The organism is Gordonia westfalica, from assembly GCF_900105725.1.
GTDB lineage: Bacteria > Actinomycetota > Actinomycetes > Mycobacteriales > Mycobacteriaceae > Gordonia > Gordonia westfalica.
This window is the reverse complement of the sequence record NZ_FNLM01000036.1, coordinates 322,812-339,695: the sequence shown is the minus strand read 5'-3', so window position 1 is coordinate 339,695 and position 16,884 is coordinate 322,812. Positions and strand designations below refer to the sequence as shown.

Genomic DNA, 16,884 nt, shown 5'->3' with positions numbered 1-16,884 from the left:
CCAACACAGAGTGCGGGATCAGTGCCGCTTTCCGGCACTGATCCCGCACTCTGTTCGGGTCACCTGTGCGCCAGATGATCCGGGCGCGGCTCGGTACCGCCGAACGGCTCCTGCAGCGCGTTGGACTTCGCGTTGAACACGACGAAGAGGTTGCTCCGCGGGTACGGCGTGATGTTGCCGCCCGAGGCGTGCAGGCAGTTCGAGTCGAAGTAGAGCGCCGACCCCGCCGGACCGGTGATCGTGTCGATCCCGAGTTCGTCGGCGAGTGCCGCGACGTCCTCCTCTTCCGGCGTGCCGAACGGCGGACGGTATGAGGTCAGCGATTCCCGGTGGTAGCCACCGGGCGTCTCCCCCACGCAGCCGATGAATCGGCGGTGCGAACCGGGGACGATCATCAGCGGACCGTTGGTGGACAGGTTCGGGGTGAGCGCCAGCGACACACTGAGCGCCCGTGGCGCGGGCATTCCGTCCTCGGCGTGCCAGGTCTCGAAGTCGGAGTGCCAGTAGAACGGCCCCCCGGCGAAACCCGGCTTCAGGTTGATCCGGCTCTGGTGGATCGTGACCTCGTCGTCCAGGATCTGTTCTGCAACACCGCGAATCGAGTCGCGGGCACAGATCTCCGCAATGAGGTCGCTGAGCTGGTGCACCGCGAACAACGAACGCACGTCACCGCTGGAGGGCTCACGGATCACGCGGTCGTCCTGCCCGAGACGATCGGTGATGTCCGAGACCTCGCGCAGGCACCCGTCGATGTCCGCGGCCGACAGCACCTTGTTCTCGGTGTGGTACCCGCGGTCGGCATAGTGGCGGAGTTCGGGCGCCGACAGCGGGCCGGGGTTGCCCATGCTCCCCCACACGGTGTTGTGGGGACGCGGTTCCATCTGGCTGCGGTGGGCGAGACGGGTCCGGTACACGTCGACACCGCGTGTCCGGTTCTCGGTCTCCGCGATATCGGCGTTGCGAAGAGTGACGTTCTGGCTTGCTGTTTGAGTTACCACGATCGATGCGATCCTTTCCCTCATCCGGCAGGCCGCTCGGGCACGAGACGTGCGGCGGCAGGCAAGGTGATTGTGTTGTGCGCGAGTCCGCCTCATACGCCGGCGGACCGCGAGATCAACGGCCGCACCGGGCGCGCGATCAGCTACACACGCCTGTTCAGGGCCGTATGTGTGCACCCTGCCAGGGAAAAGCGGTCCCCTGCAACCATGCTGGTATGCCGCTTGCGAAAGCCCGAGTTGTGGCGTGGATCTCAGAGGTGTTGCAGGACGACCGTCGCGATCGACGAGGGTTTGCCCGACGAGTTCGCCGAGACCACTCGCACGACGGACAGGCTGCGGCCCTGGTGCAGGGTCTCCGAGGTGAAGGTCGTGGTGTCGGCTGCGTTGCACGGACGCACGTAGGTGATGTCGATGCTGGTGGTGCGTAACTGCCCGTTCGCCTCGACCGACGACATCGCCGCGAGCTCGGAAGCGCAGACGAGGATTCCACCGTGCACGCTGCCCATACCGTTGGCCGACAGAACCGTTGGCGCCATGGTCAGCACACCGGGCGCGGTCGTTACGAGTCCCAACTGGTCTCGAACCGGGCTGTCCGGCGTGTCGAGGACCTCGGTGGTCGCATGCGCACCGGGAGTCGTCGGGGCGTCGACGAGGTGGGAACGCTGGACGATCGTCGCGATCGTCCGGCCGGACGGGTCCGACACCGTTCCCGTGGTCATCGCTCCGCGCTCGTCACGGGCGACGAGTTCGCCGGTGACGTCGAGGGCCGTGCCGTCGAGCGGCGGGTCGGTCACGAAGTCCATCCGGATGTTCAGAGACACGGGCCAGCGTCCATCGGGGCTGCCGGAGTCGACGACGTGCCCGGTCACGTCGTCGAGGGCGACCGCCAGAGCGGCCCGGTTGACGCCGGCCGCGGGGTCGGCGAGCCACGGCCCGGTCTCGATGCGGGCCCGGCCTCGTTCGGCGGACATGGAGTGTCCGCTGATCCGCAGCATGACCTCGGGCCCACCGATGTAGAAAACAGACGAAGTCGTCGGCATGGAACGAACCTACTCAGCGTCGGGAGTTCGCGTACTCCAGGATCACGTCGACGGCACGCGAGGCGCTCTGGCAGGCGCCCTCCATGGTGGTGGTCCAGTCGGTCCTGGTCCAGTCACCGGCGAGGGCCAGGCCGTCGACGGCGGTCCGCTGATCCGGGCGGATGCCCGCGGTTCCGGGACGCTGCGCGAACGTCGACTTCGGCATCCGGACCACATGGCTGTGGATCACCTGCGCCTCCGCGGCCCGCGGGTAGTACTTGCGGAGCATGTCCATCTGGATCTCGGTGATCTCGGCATTGGTCTTGCCGATGAGGTCGTAGGAGGCCGAGACCGTCGTGGAGTAGAACCAGTTGTCCTTCGGTTCACGTCCGTGCATGCGCTGCCGGTCCCAGACCTGTTCGAGCACTCCCTCTCCGCCGAAGAGGATCTCGCCCCAGTCGGTCATCCCGATCGACCGGTCGAGATAGAGATTGACGCTCACGATCGGGACGGGGGTGAGGTTGTCGACGGCCTCGTAGATCCGCTCGTGTCCCGGAACCTGATCGAGCAGTCCCTTCACGCTCCACACCGGCACGGCACAGATGACCGCGTCGGCCGCCACCTTCTCGCCGTCGGCGAGCGTCACCCCGGTGACGGTGCCGTCGGCGACGTCGATCGACGACACCACCGCGCGATGGCGGACGTCGACACCCGCGTCGGCGAAGCGCTTCTCGGCACCGGAGATGAACAGGGTGTCGAGATCCACGGTGGGGAACCCGATGGAGACCGGGGTGCGCGTCGCGACCGCGCGGCGCGCGCCGGTGACCAGCAGGTCGGCGGGCACCTTGGCCGACGAGATCTCGGTCTTGTCTCCGGTGAGGCCGATGACGATGCCGTCCCACAGCGCGTCCCGCGCCGACTGCGGCATGCCGATCCGGCGGAACCACTCGTCGGCGGTCACGGAGTCGAGCCATTCGGGTTGCCGGAACGCGTGCCTGATCAGCCTCGCCTGGGCGAGCGCGGTCCGCAGCCGGTCCAGACCCGTGACCCCGGGGAGGTCCCCGATGGCGGCACGCAGGCCGGTCAGCCCGCCGAAAGCCGACTTGCGGGTGGCACCGCCCGGCATCCGGAACGTCATGTGTCCGGGGAACTCGACGTGTTCTCGGGTGCCGACGCTCTCGAGGTATCGCATGAGGTGTTCGTATCCGCTGGCGAAGACGTGCTGACCGTTGTCGGGGACGTCGTCCACCGCGGCGAGCGGCATCGAGATGGTGCGACCTCCGAGCGAACCGCGGCGCTCGAGGAGCGTCACCCGCTGTCCGGCCTCCGCAAGCCACACCGCCGACGCCAGACCGGCGAGTCCCCCACCCACGACCACGCAATGCATGGGCCACAGCGTAGCGGCCGGCGCCGACCGACGTGAGATGGTTCGGCGCTTGCGTCTCAGTCGGTCATCTTGACGTTCCGGGCGGCGCCGAGTGCCGCCAGGGCCTGCGGAACGAGGAACAGCGAGAGCACCGCCATCGCCACCGTCCAGGAGTCGGTGACGTCGTGGAGGAAGCCGATCAGGATCGGCCCGCAGGCGGCCGCGAGGTAGCCGACCGATTGCGCCATACCGGAGACCTGCCCGGTCTGCTCCGACCCCGAACTGCGCAGGACCATGAAGAGCAGGGACAGGCTGATGGAGGCGCCGGGGCCGACCATCACGCACGCCGCCCAGAAGCCCGGCCACACATCGGTGGTGATGAGCCCGGCGAAGCCGAATGCGCAGACGGCGAGCACCACGAAGGTGACCCCGCGCTGGTCGTCGAACCGGCCGGCGACGATCGGTACGACCAGCGACATGATCAGCGCGACCACCTGCGCGCTCGCGACGACGGCCCCGGCTCCCACCGCCGACATCCCACCGTCGACGAGGTACTGCGGGAGCCACGCCACGAAGGTGTAGAAGATCAGCGACTGGGTGCCCATGAACACCGTCACCGCCCACGCGATCGGATTTCGCAGCAACGACGCCGACGGTGCCGCCGCCGTAACCCGGTGCACGTGCGACAGCTGCGGGACCCACACCACGACGGCGACCAGCGCGAGAAGTCCCCACGAGGCAAGTGCGAGACGCCAATCCCCGCCCAGCGCATCGTTGATCGGCACGCTCACGCCGGAGGCGACCGCGGCACCGCCCGAGAGAGTCATCGAGTAGAAGCCCGTCATCAGACCGGACCGGTGTGCGAAGTCGCGTTTGATGAGCGCCGGCAGAACCACGTTGCACGTCCCGATGGCAGCGCCGATGATCGCCGATCCGAGGAAGAGTGCGACCGACGACGGGACCAGTCGCACGACGATTCCGAGGATCAGCAGGAGCAGCGACCCGAAGATGACCCGCTCGATGCCGAACCGATTCGCGAGCCGTGGCGCCACGGGAGCCGAGATGCCGAAGAAGAGGACGGGCAGCGCGGTCAGCAGACCGGCCACCGCACTGCCGAACCCCGCATCGGCGGAGATGGTCCCGATCAACGGACCCACCGACACCACCGCCGGACGGAGGTTCGCCGCCACCAGCATCACGCCGACGGCGGTGATGATCACGCCGGCCGTCGTACGTTCGGTCGTCCTGCGACGGCGCGTCTGCTCTGACATCGTTACGCAACCTAACATTCGACGCCGACGGCGACGGATGCGGAAGTCCGACGGTGATCGATCATCGATGCTTGAATGAGCCATGTCGTTCGGGGTGCGCAAGAACTTCCTGCGTGTGGCAGGTTTCGTCGGGCTGATCATCGGCGTGGTTCTCGGGGTCGTCGGAGGTCCACCGACCGTCCACGCCGACCCCGGCCCGGGTTCTCCGCTCCCCTCGGCCGATCCGTTCTATCGCTACGACGGCTCGCTGCGGGACGTCGCGCCCGGGACCGTGATCCGGACCAGGCCGATGACGTTCCGGACACCGCGCCTGTCCACCCCCATCACCGGAACCCAGGTCCTGTACCGCACGACCGATCAGTTCGGCGCCGGACGCACGACGGTGGCGACCGTGCTCCGCCCGCTGATCCCCGGTCCGACACGGCTCGTTTCCTACCACATGGCCTACGACGCCCTCGGTTCCCAGTGCGACCCGTCGTACACCCTCTCGGGTGGATACGCGAACGGCACGGCCACCACCGAACAAGGTTTCATCGCAGGCTATCTCGCCGCCGGATACACCGTCGTGGTCCCGAATTACGAGGGCGAGGATCTGCAGTGGACGATCGGTAGGCAGTCGGGATATGCAGCGCTCGACGGCATCCGGGCGGCCGAGACATTCCTGCGTCTACCCCGGTCCACGCCGGTCGGACTCGTCGGCTACTCGGGCGGCTCCATCCCGACGCAGTGGGGAGCCGAAATCGCTCCGAGATACGCACCGGAACTCAACATCGTCGGTGCCGCCGCGGGCGGGCTACCCGTCGACCTCGCGCACAACCTGCCCTACATCGACGGCAGCGCGAAGTGGGCCGGGGTGATCCCCGCGCTCGTCGTCGCCTACCAGCGCACCTATGACCTCGACACGTCGTCCTTCCTGTCGCCGCGCGGCGAGCAGGTGACGAAAGCCGTGAGCGCGGAATGCATCTCACAGTTCGCGTCGAAGTACCCCGGCCTGACGAGCGCATCGATGGTCGTCCCGCCCTACACCGGCCTGCTCGACGTCCCCGGGGTGGTACGTGCCATCAACGACAACATCATGGGCAGCCAGGGAACGCCGAGAACCAAGATGTTTCTCGCCGTCGGGCACTACAACGCGATCGGCGACACACTGATGGTCACCGGTGACGTCATCGGTTTGGCGAACGAATACTGTTCGCGCGGAGTCGATGTCACCTATCAACAGCTCAACGGACTGACCCACCAGGAGGCCTTCCTGCCGTTCGAGCCGCTGGCCGCGGAGTACCTCACCGAACGTTTCACCGGAATCCCCACGCGCAGCAACTGCGCAACGCTCCCGCGCGGGAACAGCCTGGCACCGCTGCCCGTCCCCTGACGCCTCAGACCGCCGGGTCGCCCGCCTGCGGCCACAGGTAGGACGCATACTTCTCGTACATACCGCGCTTCCGTGCACGATCCTTCACCGTCGTGGCCGCGCCGTCCCGCCGCAGCGCACGCAGCAGGTCGAGGTCGAATCGTGCGGTGACCACCGCCGGTTGGTCGGGCGGGCCGGCGGCGATGACGCCGTCGTCAGGAAGTCCCGCTTCACACGGCCCGAGGAACGAGGCGTGCCCGCGGCCGTCCGGGACCGGCCCCGAACCCACCCCGACCACCGGGCAGTGCACCGCGTACATCTGGTTCTCGATACACCGGGCCGCCAGCGTCTGCCGGACCCGATGAAAGCCCGCCACGGTGAATGTGTAACTGGGCGTGAGCAATACGTCCACACCGAGGCCACCGTGAATCGTCGCGAGTTCGGGAACCTCCGCCTCGTAACAGACGAGAATCCCACACCGGACACCGGCGACCTCGATCACCGTGACCTCGTCCCCCTCGCCCGCCAGCCAATCCCATTCGCCGGGGAACAGATGCGATTTGGTGTGCCGCACAACGGTTCCGTCGGGTGAGAACACGTGCGCGACATTCAGCAGGCCGTCGTCACCGCGCATGAAGGTGCTCCCGGCCACGATCGTCTGTCCGCGCTGGCTCGCCTCGGCGGCGAAGAGGTCCTCGTAGACCGCGGCGTGTTCGGGTAACGCCTCGAACGCCTGGCGAGGCGCCAGACCGGCCCAGCCGGGAGTCGTCGCCGACAGCCCGATCGTCATGCATTCGCCGAACACGACGAGGTCGGCATCACCGGCCTCGTCGAGTTGGCGTCGGGCCCGATCGGCGAATGCCGGCCAGGACGGTTCCGGCGAGACGTCGAACTGCACCGCCGCGACTGCCAGCACGTCGCTCATATCGGGTTTCTCCTCCGGTGTCACTGCTCTCGGGTTCGCTTGTGTCAGATCACTTCAGCAGCGGCATGACTTGAGTACCGAATCGATCGAGATCGGTCTGGTAGTCCTGGAAGGTGAACATCACGCCACCGACACCCTCGACCTCCGAGATGGCGCGGATCTGCTCGGCGACGCTCTTCGGGTCACCTTTGATGACCTCCCAGAGCATGAAGTTGTCGCTCTTGCTGAGGGTCGCATGCAGCGAGTTGGCATCCCCGGAACTGTCCATCGAGGCGTGACCGGTCATGGTCGCGACCGTCGGATAGTCCTGGTTCTCACGCCAGTTGCCGATCACGTCCTCACATTCCTCGAGGCTGTCGCGCACGACGCACTGATAGAGCGGGTAGGCCTCGGTCGTGCGGCCCGCCTGCTCCCCCGCGGTACGCACACGGGCGATCTGTCCGACGAGTTCGGCGTGGTCCAGTTTGCCGCCCATGAACTGATAGTCGGCGAACTGCGAGGTGAAGACCATCCCCTTGTCCGACTGCCCTGCACAGACGACGGCGACGTCCATCTCGTCACCGAAGTGCGGTTCGAGTTTGGCGTCGTTCATCTGGAAGAACTTGCCCTTGAAGTCGGACTGTCCGGTTGCCCACAGCTCTTTCATCACCGTCATGTACTCCGCCGCGTAGTCGTAGCGGTATTCGAAGTACTCATCGCCGGGCCACAGGCCCATCGACTCCCATTCCGGCTTCTCCCAGCCGGTGATGATGTTGACACCGAACCGACCCGGGCCGGCCATGTTCGCGACCGTGACAACCTGCTTGGCGGCATACACCGGCGGCACGCTGAGCAGCGAGATCGACGGGATCAGCTGGATCTTGCGGGTCACCGCGGCGAGACCGGCCATCGTCGTGAACGAGTCGAGCGCGTAGTCCCAGAACCGGGTCTCACCGCCCATACCCTTGTACTTGTTGGGTGCCAGGAGGAACTCGAATCCGTAGTGCTCGGCCTTGAGCGCGGTCTCCTGCATCAGGAACCAGCTCGGACGGTACTGCGGGGACGCCGTCGAGATCACCCAACCGGTACTGAGGGTGGGGGCGAAGACTCCGAGTTTCATGTGCACACCTTTCGCGTCGATCGACCTGGCGAGACGGCGCCACGCGCGTTCTCAGACCAGAGTTCGTGCGAGAAAGGTAGATCCGGGAGGGTCCCGTGCGAATCCGCACAATTACGTACCGCTGGTTACCATCTGGTTGCGCGGGTTGCCGGCGCAGACATCCCTTCTCGCTCGGCGGGCGCACCGACCGGGTCGCAGCTAAAATCGCCTGACCCGACACCTGTCCCGACAGGACACGACAGTTACGACAGGACACGAGATGGCGACGACCCCCGGCGCGCGGAGCGCTCCCGCGCACCGATGGGACGGCGCCCCGTTCTGCGTGCGGGTCGACGCTCGCGGCAACCCGGGCGTCGCCGAGGCCGGGTCGTGGCGAAGCGTGCCCGATCGCTTGCGCGCCATTGCCGCCGCCGCCGTTCGCGAACACCTTCCCCATGCGGACTTCCTGTGGCGCGGGGAAGTTGATCAGCCGGTCTGCTCCGTGCGGATCGACGTCCGCAGTGAGGCGGCGACGACGGTCGCATTCATCTCCGGCGAACCGCTGGAGACGCTGCCACACGATCTTTCACGACGAGAACTCGAAGTCCTGACCCTCGTCACCACCGGTGCGAGCAACGCCGAGATCGCCCGATGGCTCGACATCTCACCTCGGACGATCACCACCCACGTCGACAACCTGCTCCGAAAGCTGGACTGTGCGTCACGCACAGCCGCCGCGGTGCGCGCGGTCGATGAGGGCATAATGTTGGTACCGATTCCGGTCTCGCGACGGGATGAGCTGTGCAGCACCAGGATCGGGCGCGTCCTCGGAGGCATCGACCACGGTCCGGCCCGCCTCCCGGGAACGCCGCGAGTACGTCTGCGGCCATGGCGAATCGGGGCCGCGGTACCCGCTTCCGGCCCCGGTGCGAGCGATGCGGCGGAGATGCGCCGCGGACTCCAGCTCGCCATCGAGGAGATCAATGCGACCGGCGGGGTCCACGGGCGTCCTGTCGATATCGAGGTGACCGACATCGACATCGCCGACGCGGCGTCGACCCGCGCGGCGATCGAACAACTGGCCGACCGCGAGGTCGACGTCCTGACGTCGGCCTACGTCGCGCACCAGGATGTCGCGCACGACACCGCCGCCGCCACCGGTATCCCCTACCTCCACGCCGCGACATCCGGGGCGATGGAGGAACGGGTGCGAAACGACCGCGGCCGATACTCGCGGGTGCTGCAGTTGTGCCCCAGCGATGTCCACTACGCACCCCGCTTCGTCGGCTTCGCCGGAGACCTGCATCGCCGTGGACTACTGCCCACGACATCACGGACCCTTGTGTGCATCCAACAAACCTCCTGGCAGCTCATCGATTTCGGTACCGCTCACGCACAGGCCCTGGCCGACGCCGAGGGGTGGGAGCTGGTGACGATCGACGTCGCGGACGAGAACGGGTGGACCGCCGCCGCACAAGCGGCAATAGCCCGGGAACCGGCCGCCGTCATGATCGGCTCATATTTCGTCGACCACCACATCGACGTCGTGCGTGCCGTTCGGGACGCCCGCGCGCCGAGCATCGTCTACTCCATCTACGCGCCATCGGTGCCGGCCTTCCGCGAGCGGCTCGGTGCCGCCGCCGACGGCGTCGTGTGGGCGACGACCACCGGGACCTATTCGGACGCCATCGGTCTCGGTTTCGCCCAGCGGTTTGCCAGGAGGTTCGGCTCTGCGCCCGGGCGATCCCACGCGGGCCTCGCATACGACCGGGCGCACGTGGTCGCGCAGGCGTGGGCGCGCAGCAACGACTTCCGGGACTTCGACGACGTTGTCCGCCGCATGCGATCGACCACCTACCGCGGGGTGAACGGCGCGTACTCGTTCCATCCCGAGACCGGCGTCGCGGCCGGCTTCCGCGGGCCGGGAGACGACCCGTCGGTGGCGCTCGCCCACCTGGTCTATCAGATCCAGGACGGCCGGCAGGAGATCATCGCCCCCGTCCCTTACACCACCAGCCGATTCCGTCGGCCCGATTGGCTCACGGCCCCCGCTCGATAGTGTCGGGACGCGAACCATTCACCCCGGGAGCGTTTCGCCACCGATCGGAGCGAGCACCTCACCGGTGTAGTACGACGACAGTTGCTCGGCCGCGAAGAACACGTACGACGGCGCGATCTCATCGGGCTGGGCGGCACGGCCCATCGGGCCTGCGTCCCGAAGTCCTTCACGGCCTCGGCCGGCATCGTCGCCGGGATCAGCGGGGTCCACACGGGTCCGGGCGCGACGCAGTTGACGCGGATCCTCCTCTCCATCAGCGACTGCGCGAGCGAGTACGTCAACGCCAGGACCGCACCCTTGGTCGCCGAGTAGTCGATGAGGCTGTCGTTGCCACGCAACCCGTTGATCGACGAAGTGTTGATGATGGCGCCACCGCCGGTCAGATGCGGCACCGCTGCGCGGGTCGTGTGGAAGAAGCTGTGGATGTTCACGTCGAACGTCCGGTACCACTGTTCAGGGTCCACCTCCATGAAGTCGTCGACCACCTCCTGGTAGGCGACGTTGTTCACGAGGATGTTCAGTCCGCCCAGTTCGGCGACGGTCCGTTCGACCACCTCCGCGCACGCCGATCGATCCCGGGTAAGCTCTTATCTCGCCCGAGACCGTTGGCACTTTGTCGTTTTTGCGTGCCTTTCTAAGCGTGGGGTAGCCGTGCCAAAGACCAACGATCTGCCACTCGACGATTCTCGTATCCGTCACGTCGGCAGCTTTCGATTTCTCTTCGACACCGAGGAATGGGAGTGGTCGGACGAGGTCGCCGAGATGCACGGATACCAACCGGGCGAGGTCACCCCGACCACCGAGCTGCTGGCCGGTCACAAGCACCCCGACGACCGACACGCCTTCGACGAGATGGTTGCGACGATGCTGAGCCGACGCACGCCGTTCTCCAGTCGTCACCGCATCATCGACACGTCCGGTCAGGTGCATCACGTCGCGGTGGTCTCCCAGCAGCTCATCGACGAGACCGGCAACCCGATCGGCGCCGAGGGCTTCTATCTGGACCTGACCGGCTACGACGAACAAACCGTCAAATACCAGGTCGACGAGCATGTCGCGCGGTTCCGCGAACACCAGGGCGTCATCGAACAGGCCAAGGGGATGATCTCGATGGCCTACGGGGTCAGTCCCGAGCGTGCATTCGAAGTGATGCGCTGGCGGTCGCAGACGGCCAACGTCAAGGTCAACGAGCTGGCCAAGAACATCGTCTCCGGTGTCCACAAGTACGTGGTGCTTCCGGACCCGGTTCGCCAGGCCTTCGACCATCTGCTTCTGAACGCCCACCAGAACGAGAACTGAGTCCGCTCCCGACGGCCATAGCCCGTCGGGAGTCACAACCACTGGGTTTCATGGCCACCGGACCGGGGTATCTGCAAGCGAAGTGCCGACTCTCGGCAATTCAGCGGCGGTGTCGCCGCCTTCATGCGGACCCGGTTGAGTCAACAGCCGTTCATGTCTCGAAGTGAACGGATGGAACAGTGGACGGTCGGTTTATCGGGCAACTCGGCGGCGCGGCAACTCTCGAGAAGATGGACACCTCGCGGGCCACCCGGGTGGGCACCACAAGTATCCGGGTCGCGTCCGTCCCGCAGTCACATGTCTACGTCCGGCACCTGTCGCCGGTGAACGGATCGGTCAGCGTCCTCGACACCGGGGCCGTGTCGGTGACCCGCCTGCCCGACCCGGTGCCGGCGGACGGGGCCAAGGTGCCCGGCGGATGGTGGCCACCGCTGATGCTCGATCCGCGCTGGATCGCCGAGCACCACAACGAGTTCGACGTCTTCCACCTCCATTTCGGCTTCGACGCGGTCGAGCCGTCGGTGATGGCCGATGTCCTCGGTGAACTGGACCGCCACGGCAAGCCGCTCGTGTACACGCTGCACGATCTCCGCAATCCACACCACCCGGAGCCCGGCGCGCACGAGGAGGTCCTCGACCTCCTGGTCCCGGCGGCCGACGAGGTCGTCACACTCACTCCGGGTGCAGCCGAACAGATCTCGCAACGCTGGGACCGGTCTGCCACCGTGTTGCCGCATCCGCACGTGGTGCCGCCCGGCCGGTTCGCCCCACGTGAGACACCTGCCGACGAGTTCGTCGTCGGCGTGCACGCGAAGAGCGTCCGCGCCAACATGGACCCGCTGCCCGTCATCATGACGTTGCTCGAAGCCGCATCCGACTACCCGGACATGACGATCCAGATCAACCTCCACGATGAGGTCTTCGTGCCCGGGAACCACTGGTACAACCCCGACTTCGGCACCACTGCCCTCGCCTTGTCGCGCCACCCGTACGCCCGCGTGCGAGTGCACGACTACTTCACCGACGATCAGCTGTGGGACTACCTGCGCGGCCTCTCGGTCTCGGTACTGCCCTACCGGTTCGGCACACACTCGGGCTGGCTGGAGGCGTGCCACGACCTCGGGACCTCGGTGATCGCACCCAGTTGCGGCTTCTACCACGAGCAGCAGGAGTGCTTCACCTACGACTTCACCGAGGACCGTTTCGATCCGGATTCCCTGGTTGCCGCACTCGCACAGGCATATTCCGCTCGCCCGGCCGCGGCGATGTGGCGGGACCGACGGGTCCAGCGACTGTCGATCGCCGAAGCGCATGCGGGTCTCTACACCCGGGTGCTGGATGCTTGAGCCTCTACGGATCGCGATCGTCGCATCCAGCCGCCACCCGATAGCGCAGCCGTTCGCCGGCGGCCTCGAGGCCCACGTCTGGCACCTGACCCGGTCGCTGACCCTTGCGGGGCACGACGTCACGCTGTTCGCCGGGGCCGGGAGCGACCTACCGGTCGAGTCTGATCGTCTGCGCGGAGAGCTGTTCGAGCCGTCGGACGCAGCACGTTCCGATGTCTCGATGCCACCGCCCGAGGTGCTGCGCGACCATCACGCCTACCTGTCGTTGATGCTCTCGTTCAGCCGGAACCCGGACGACTTCGACGTGATCCACAACCACAGCCTGCATCACCTGCCGGTCGCGATGGGACCCGCCGTCGACACCCCGATGGTCACCACGCTGCACACTCCGCCCACACCGTGGCTCGAATCCGCGCTGGCGCTGGCACCCGAGACCAGGTGTGTCGCGGTCAGCCGGCACACCGCACGCGCATGGTCTCACGTCCTCGGTCCGATACCGGTGGTGCACAACGGCGTCGAGCTGAACCGCTGGCCGCTGGGTGACGGCGGCGACGACCTGGTCTGGTTCGGACGCTTCGTGCCGGAGAAGGGCGCCCACCTCGCGATCGAAGCCGCCCGGATCGCCGGGCGCCGGCTACGGCTCGCCGGACCGGTCAGCGACGAGACCTACTTCCGGGACCGCGTCGCGCCGTTCCTCGGCGATCGTGTCCGTTACGAGGGTCATCTCCACCAGCACCAACTCGCCCGGCTGCTGGGATCGTGCGGCGCGGCGCTCGTGACGCCGGTGTGGGATGAGCCGTACGGACTCGTGGTCGCCGAATCCCTTGCCTGCGGGACCCCGGTGGCGGGCTTCGCGCGGGGTGGCATCCCGGAGATCGTCGGCGACACTGCGGGCGTGCTCGTCGCAGGCGGCGATGTCGATGCGCTCGCGGAGGCCGCCGAGAGAGCATTCTCGTTCGATCGGCGCGAGGTACGCCGCCGAGCCGAGACCGCTTGTTCGGACATCGCGATGATCGATCGGTACACCGACATCTACGCCGAGCTGGTCGCCGATCGGAATCGCCGGTGTGTTCGCTCGTCTGCACAGGCGTTGTCGGCATGATCGGTTACTACGTCCACCATCAGGGCCGCGGGCACTGTGCCCGTGCCGCCGCCATCGGCGCACAGCTGCGGACCGACGTCGTCGCGCTCACCAGTGCGGAACTGACCGACCCCGCCTTCAGCGAGGTCGTCACCCTGGACCGGGACGACGCCGATCCCGCCCCCTCCGACGTCGACGCCGGAGGTCTGCTGCACTGGGCACCCCGGCACGACGAGGGGCTCCGCAACCGGATGGCCCAGCTGGCCGACTTCGTGGCGACCAGGCGTCCGGCCGCGATGGTCGTCGACGTGTCGGTGGAGGTCACGCTCTTTCTCCGGTTGCTCGGTGTGCCGGTCGTCGTGATGGCGATGCCGGGTACGCGCGACGATCTGCCACATCAGCTCGCCTACCGCGCCGCCGACGCCGTCATCGCTCCCTGGCCCGACGACCTGTACCGGCCCGACTGGCTCGTCGAGCATCTGCACAAGACGGTCTTCACCGGTGGAATCTCCCGCTTCGACGGGCGGCCGCAGGTCTCCCACCCGACGTTTGCCGCCGACGTCCTCGTGCTCACCGGGGCCGGCGGCGACCGGCGGGCACCGCACCCGGCGACCGGGCTCGCCGACGCGCTCCCCGACCTGAAGGTGGTGGGCCTCGGTCCGTCGTTCGGAACCTGGGTCGACGACCCGTGGCCATTCCTCTGCAGCGCCCGGCTGACCGTGATCGGAGCAGGTCAGGGAAGTGTCGCGGACGCCGCCGCCGCCGGCCGTCCCACGGTCGTGATGCCGGAGGACCGTCCGTTCGCCGAGCAGCGGGCAACTGCGGCCACGCTTGCGCGCTCCGAGCTCGCGCTCGTCGCCTCGAGGTGGCCCGATGTCGACCGCTGGCGGTCCATCGTGGACTCGCTCGGCGATTCCACGCCCGCGTGGAACCGATGGCAGACCGCCGGAGCGGCCGGACGCGCCGCCCGCGCGATCGAAGCGGTGGCACGGCAATGACCCCGTTTCCACCGCCCACCGATCGTCCAGACGAGAACGATGGCGCGAGCGAGACGGTCGCGGTGATCACCATCGTCTCGGGTCGCCACCGTCACCTACGCCGACAGTTGCAGGCGTTCGCACACTCGACCGTGCGGCCCGACGTGCACATCGTCGTCGCCATGGACGACCCGCGGATCGACGCGGTCGTCGCCGACTCGATTCCGCCCGGACACCCGATCCGGGTCCTCCACGTCACCGGCGAAGAACCCGGCGCACTGCCGCTCGCCCAGGCGCGCAACGCGGGTGCGCGGGCCGCGGTCGACGACGGGGCCACGTTCCTGGTGTTTCTGGACGTCGACTGCATCCCCGGCCCGGTCATGGTGCAGCGTTACCTCCGATCGTGCTCCGCGACAGCCGATATGCGACTGCTGTACTGCGGGCCGGTGACCTACCTGAAGCATGATCAGAAAGCCTTCGATCCGCGCGAGCTGCACCGTTTCGTCGACCCCCATCCGGCGCGTCCGGCGCCGGGGCCGTGCCAGACCCGGCTCTCGTCGGAGCTGGCATTGTTCTGGTCGCTGTCCTTCGCGGTCCGCACCGCCGACTGGCTCGACCTCGGTGGGTTCCACACCGGGTACCGGGGCTACGGCGGAGAGGACACCGATTTCGCGATGTGCGCTGCTGACAGCGGCTTTCGCATCGCATGGGTCGGTGGCGCCGATGCGTATCACCAGCATCACCCGGTGTCGGACCCGCCCGTCGAACACCTCGAGGACATTCTCCGCAACGCACGTGTCTTTCACCGGCGATGGGACTCGTGGCCGATGGAGGGGTGGCTCAACGCCTTCGCGAAGCAAGGACTCATCCGCTATGACGTGGCCACCGACGACTGGGTCCCGAGGACCGGACACCTGCTCCCCAGCTGATCGCCGGGTCACCTACGGAACTTGGAAAAGCAGATGGACACTCCGCGCGTGGCCTCACCGAGCGCAGGCTCCGCGTATTCGACCGTGTGGGAGTCGGTGACGGTCCGGACGATTCGCCAGCCGAAGGTGGACTCGTTCAGAGCAACCCCCTGCACGAGTTCACCGCGGATCTCCCCGACCACCCCGTTCGACGAGAGGTGCAGCGTGATCTCCAACGACGAACCCTCCGCGGCCGCGGCGATGATCTGAGAGCAGATCTCGTCGACGGCGACCTTGGCGTCGATCACGTCGTCGAGCGACCAGTCGTCGATGTACAACGCGGTTTCGACCAGGGCACGCACCACCGCCAGACGATCGGTCGCGGCCGGAATCCGCAGGACCGTAGGCATGCCGCCATTGATCGACAGCTGGGAAGTGGCGTCTGAATCGGTCATCAATTGAGTCTTCTTCACACGTCGAGTTGGGTGAATCTGCATCGGTCTTTGCATGAGTGCCCCGCTGTGGTGTCGTCCAAACCGAGTCCGAGTGATACGCCTCGCCCGCCGTGCCCCCCGCAGCTCGTTTCGCAAGATTAACACCAGCGGTAGGTCTCCCGGCCGCGTCGGGCGATGCCCTCACCGCAGCCTTCACGGCGCTCAGCTGCGGCAACCGCCGTCCCACACCCGTCGACGTTTCAGCGCGCCGCCACTGCGGTACCCGACGGGCACAGCCAATCGGAGTTCACCCACTAGTGGCGAAGGGGCGGATATGCCAGATCTCACACCTGAACGCGAGGTCGCCTCGCGGGAGGCGATCGCCCGACGGCCGGCGCGCAAGTCCCGCGGGCTGAAGGCTCTCGGTCTCCTCGGATTCTCTTGTCTCGGGCTGATGTTGGTGCTCGGCGGAACTGCCATCGCGGCCGGCGCCGGCGATCGGGACGCGACCGTGTGGCTGGCCATCGGCGCGGTCATCGCCGGCATCCTGGCGGTCGGGCTCCTCATCGGCAGCCGAGTTCTCCTGCGGCGGCGCGCCGGTCGCGACGGCGAGCGCGCCTTTCAGGACCCGATCCAGCCGGAGACCACGGCCGAAGAGGCCGAGCGTTACGAGGAGCGGTATCACGACTTCCCCGTCGATCACGCCGGCAAGCACGAGCGCGCCCGTGTCGAACGTTCGGAAGACCAACAACAACAGGGAAAGGCCTGAAAC

The 16,884-nt window shown here is 67.2% G+C and carries 15 protein-coding genes and 1 pseudogene; 8 read left to right on the top strand and 8 right to left on the bottom strand.

The annotated features are described in order from the left end of the window. Positions 1 to 59: 59 nt before the first annotated feature. From BLU62_RS27915 to BLU62_RS27900, 4 genes are all read right to left on the bottom strand, one after another. Positions 60 to 998 (bottom strand): phytanoyl-CoA dioxygenase family protein, encoded by a 939-nt coding sequence (locus BLU62_RS27915; protein ID WP_074853675.1) that lies wholly within the window; start codon positions 996 to 998, stop codon positions 60 to 62. 251 nt (positions 999 to 1,249) lie between these two features. Then, complete coding sequence (locus tag BLU62_RS27910; protein WP_074853674.1) at positions 1,250 to 2,038, bottom strand: PaaI family thioesterase; 789 nt, start codon at positions 2,036 to 2,038, stop codon at positions 1,250 to 1,252. 13 nt (positions 2,039 to 2,051) lie between these two features. Further along, the gene (locus tag BLU62_RS27905) at positions 2,052 to 3,413 is read right to left on the bottom strand and encodes a hydroxysqualene dehydroxylase (protein ID WP_342028669.1); all 1,362 of its coding nucleotides are present in this window, start codon (positions 3,411 to 3,413) and stop codon (positions 2,052 to 2,054) included. 47 nt (positions 3,414 to 3,460) lie between these two features. Beyond that, positions 3,461 to 4,654: a CynX/NimT family MFS transporter gene (locus BLU62_RS27900; RefSeq protein ID WP_074853671.1), complete on the bottom strand. Its 1,194-nt coding sequence runs from the start codon at positions 4,652 to 4,654 to the stop codon at positions 3,461 to 3,463. An 82-nt stretch (positions 4,655 to 4,736) separates the two neighbouring features. Between BLU62_RS27900 and BLU62_RS27895 the strand changes: the two genes are divergently transcribed. Then, positions 4,737 to 6,026, top strand: a complete 1,290-nt coding sequence (locus tag BLU62_RS27895) for a lipase family protein (RefSeq protein WP_074853669.1) — start codon at positions 4,737 to 4,739, stop codon at positions 6,024 to 6,026. A 4-nt stretch (positions 6,027 to 6,030) separates the two neighbouring features. Here the strand turns inward: BLU62_RS27895 and BLU62_RS27890 are convergent, their stop codons facing one another. Both BLU62_RS27890 and BLU62_RS27885 read right to left on the bottom strand, forming a co-directional pair. Further along, positions 6,031 to 6,930 carry a nitrilase-related carbon-nitrogen hydrolase gene (locus tag BLU62_RS27890; RefSeq protein ID WP_074853667.1) on the bottom strand — a complete coding sequence of 300 codons (900 nt, stop codon included), beginning with the start codon at positions 6,928 to 6,930 and terminating at the stop codon, positions 6,031 to 6,033. 49 nt (positions 6,931 to 6,979) lie between these two features. After that, complete coding sequence (locus BLU62_RS27885) at positions 6,980 to 8,029, bottom strand: LLM class flavin-dependent oxidoreductase (protein WP_074853665.1); 1,050 nt, start codon at positions 8,027 to 8,029, stop codon at positions 6,980 to 6,982. Positions 8,030 to 8,288: 259 nt separating this feature from the next. Between BLU62_RS27885 and BLU62_RS27880 the strand changes: the two genes are divergently transcribed. Next, entirely contained in the window at positions 8,289 to 10,067 is a 1,779-nt protein-coding gene (locus BLU62_RS27880; protein ID WP_074853664.1) for an ABC transporter substrate-binding protein, read from the top strand. Positions 10,068 to 10,085: 18 nt separating this feature from the next. Here the strand turns inward: BLU62_RS27880 and BLU62_RS27875 are convergent. Beyond that, positions 10,086 to 10,630, bottom strand: a pseudogene (locus tag BLU62_RS27875) (SDR family oxidoreductase); the annotation flags it as partial. Positions 10,631 to 10,718: 88 nt separating this feature from the next. Between BLU62_RS27875 and BLU62_RS27870 the strand changes: the two are divergent. The 5 genes from BLU62_RS27870 (at position 10,719) to BLU62_RS27850 (ending at position 15,699) form a co-directional block, all read left to right on the top strand. Next, a complete protein-coding gene (locus BLU62_RS27870; protein WP_074853662.1) occupies positions 10,719 to 11,366 on the top strand; it encodes a PAS and ANTAR domain-containing protein in 648 nt (215 codons plus the stop codon). Between the two features lie 230 nt (positions 11,367 to 11,596). Then, complete coding sequence (locus BLU62_RS27865; RefSeq protein WP_074854289.1) at positions 11,597 to 12,712, top strand: glycosyltransferase family protein; 1,116 nt, start codon at positions 11,597 to 11,599, stop codon at positions 12,710 to 12,712. Then, the gene (locus BLU62_RS27860) at positions 12,705 to 13,814 is read left to right on the top strand and encodes a glycosyltransferase family 4 protein (protein WP_074853660.1); all 1,110 of its coding nucleotides are present in this window, start codon (positions 12,705 to 12,707) and stop codon (positions 13,812 to 13,814) included. The genes BLU62_RS27865 and BLU62_RS27860 overlap by 8 nt, the downstream gene beginning before the upstream one ends. Beyond that, positions 13,811 to 14,791 carry a hypothetical protein gene (locus BLU62_RS27855; protein WP_074853659.1) on the top strand — a complete coding sequence of 327 codons (981 nt, stop codon included), beginning with the start codon at positions 13,811 to 13,813 and terminating at the stop codon, positions 14,789 to 14,791. The genes BLU62_RS27860 and BLU62_RS27855 overlap by 4 nt, the downstream gene beginning before the upstream one ends. Continuing rightward, entirely contained in the window at positions 14,788 to 15,699 is a 912-nt protein-coding gene (locus BLU62_RS27850; protein WP_074853657.1) for a glycosyltransferase family 2 protein, read from the top strand. The genes BLU62_RS27855 and BLU62_RS27850 overlap by 4 nt, the downstream gene beginning before the upstream one ends. Positions 15,700 to 15,707: 8 nt before the next feature. Here the strand turns inward: BLU62_RS27850 and BLU62_RS27845 are convergent, their stop codons facing one another. Next, positions 15,708 to 16,133, bottom strand: a complete 426-nt coding sequence (locus tag BLU62_RS27845) for an ATP-binding protein (RefSeq protein WP_074853656.1) — start codon at positions 16,131 to 16,133, stop codon at positions 15,708 to 15,710. 313 nt (positions 16,134 to 16,446) lie between these two features. Between BLU62_RS27845 and BLU62_RS27840 the strand changes: the two genes are divergently transcribed. Next, complete coding sequence (locus BLU62_RS27840; protein WP_074853654.1) at positions 16,447 to 16,881, top strand: hypothetical protein; 435 nt, start codon at positions 16,447 to 16,449, stop codon at positions 16,879 to 16,881. Positions 16,882 to 16,884: the final 3 nt, after the last annotated feature.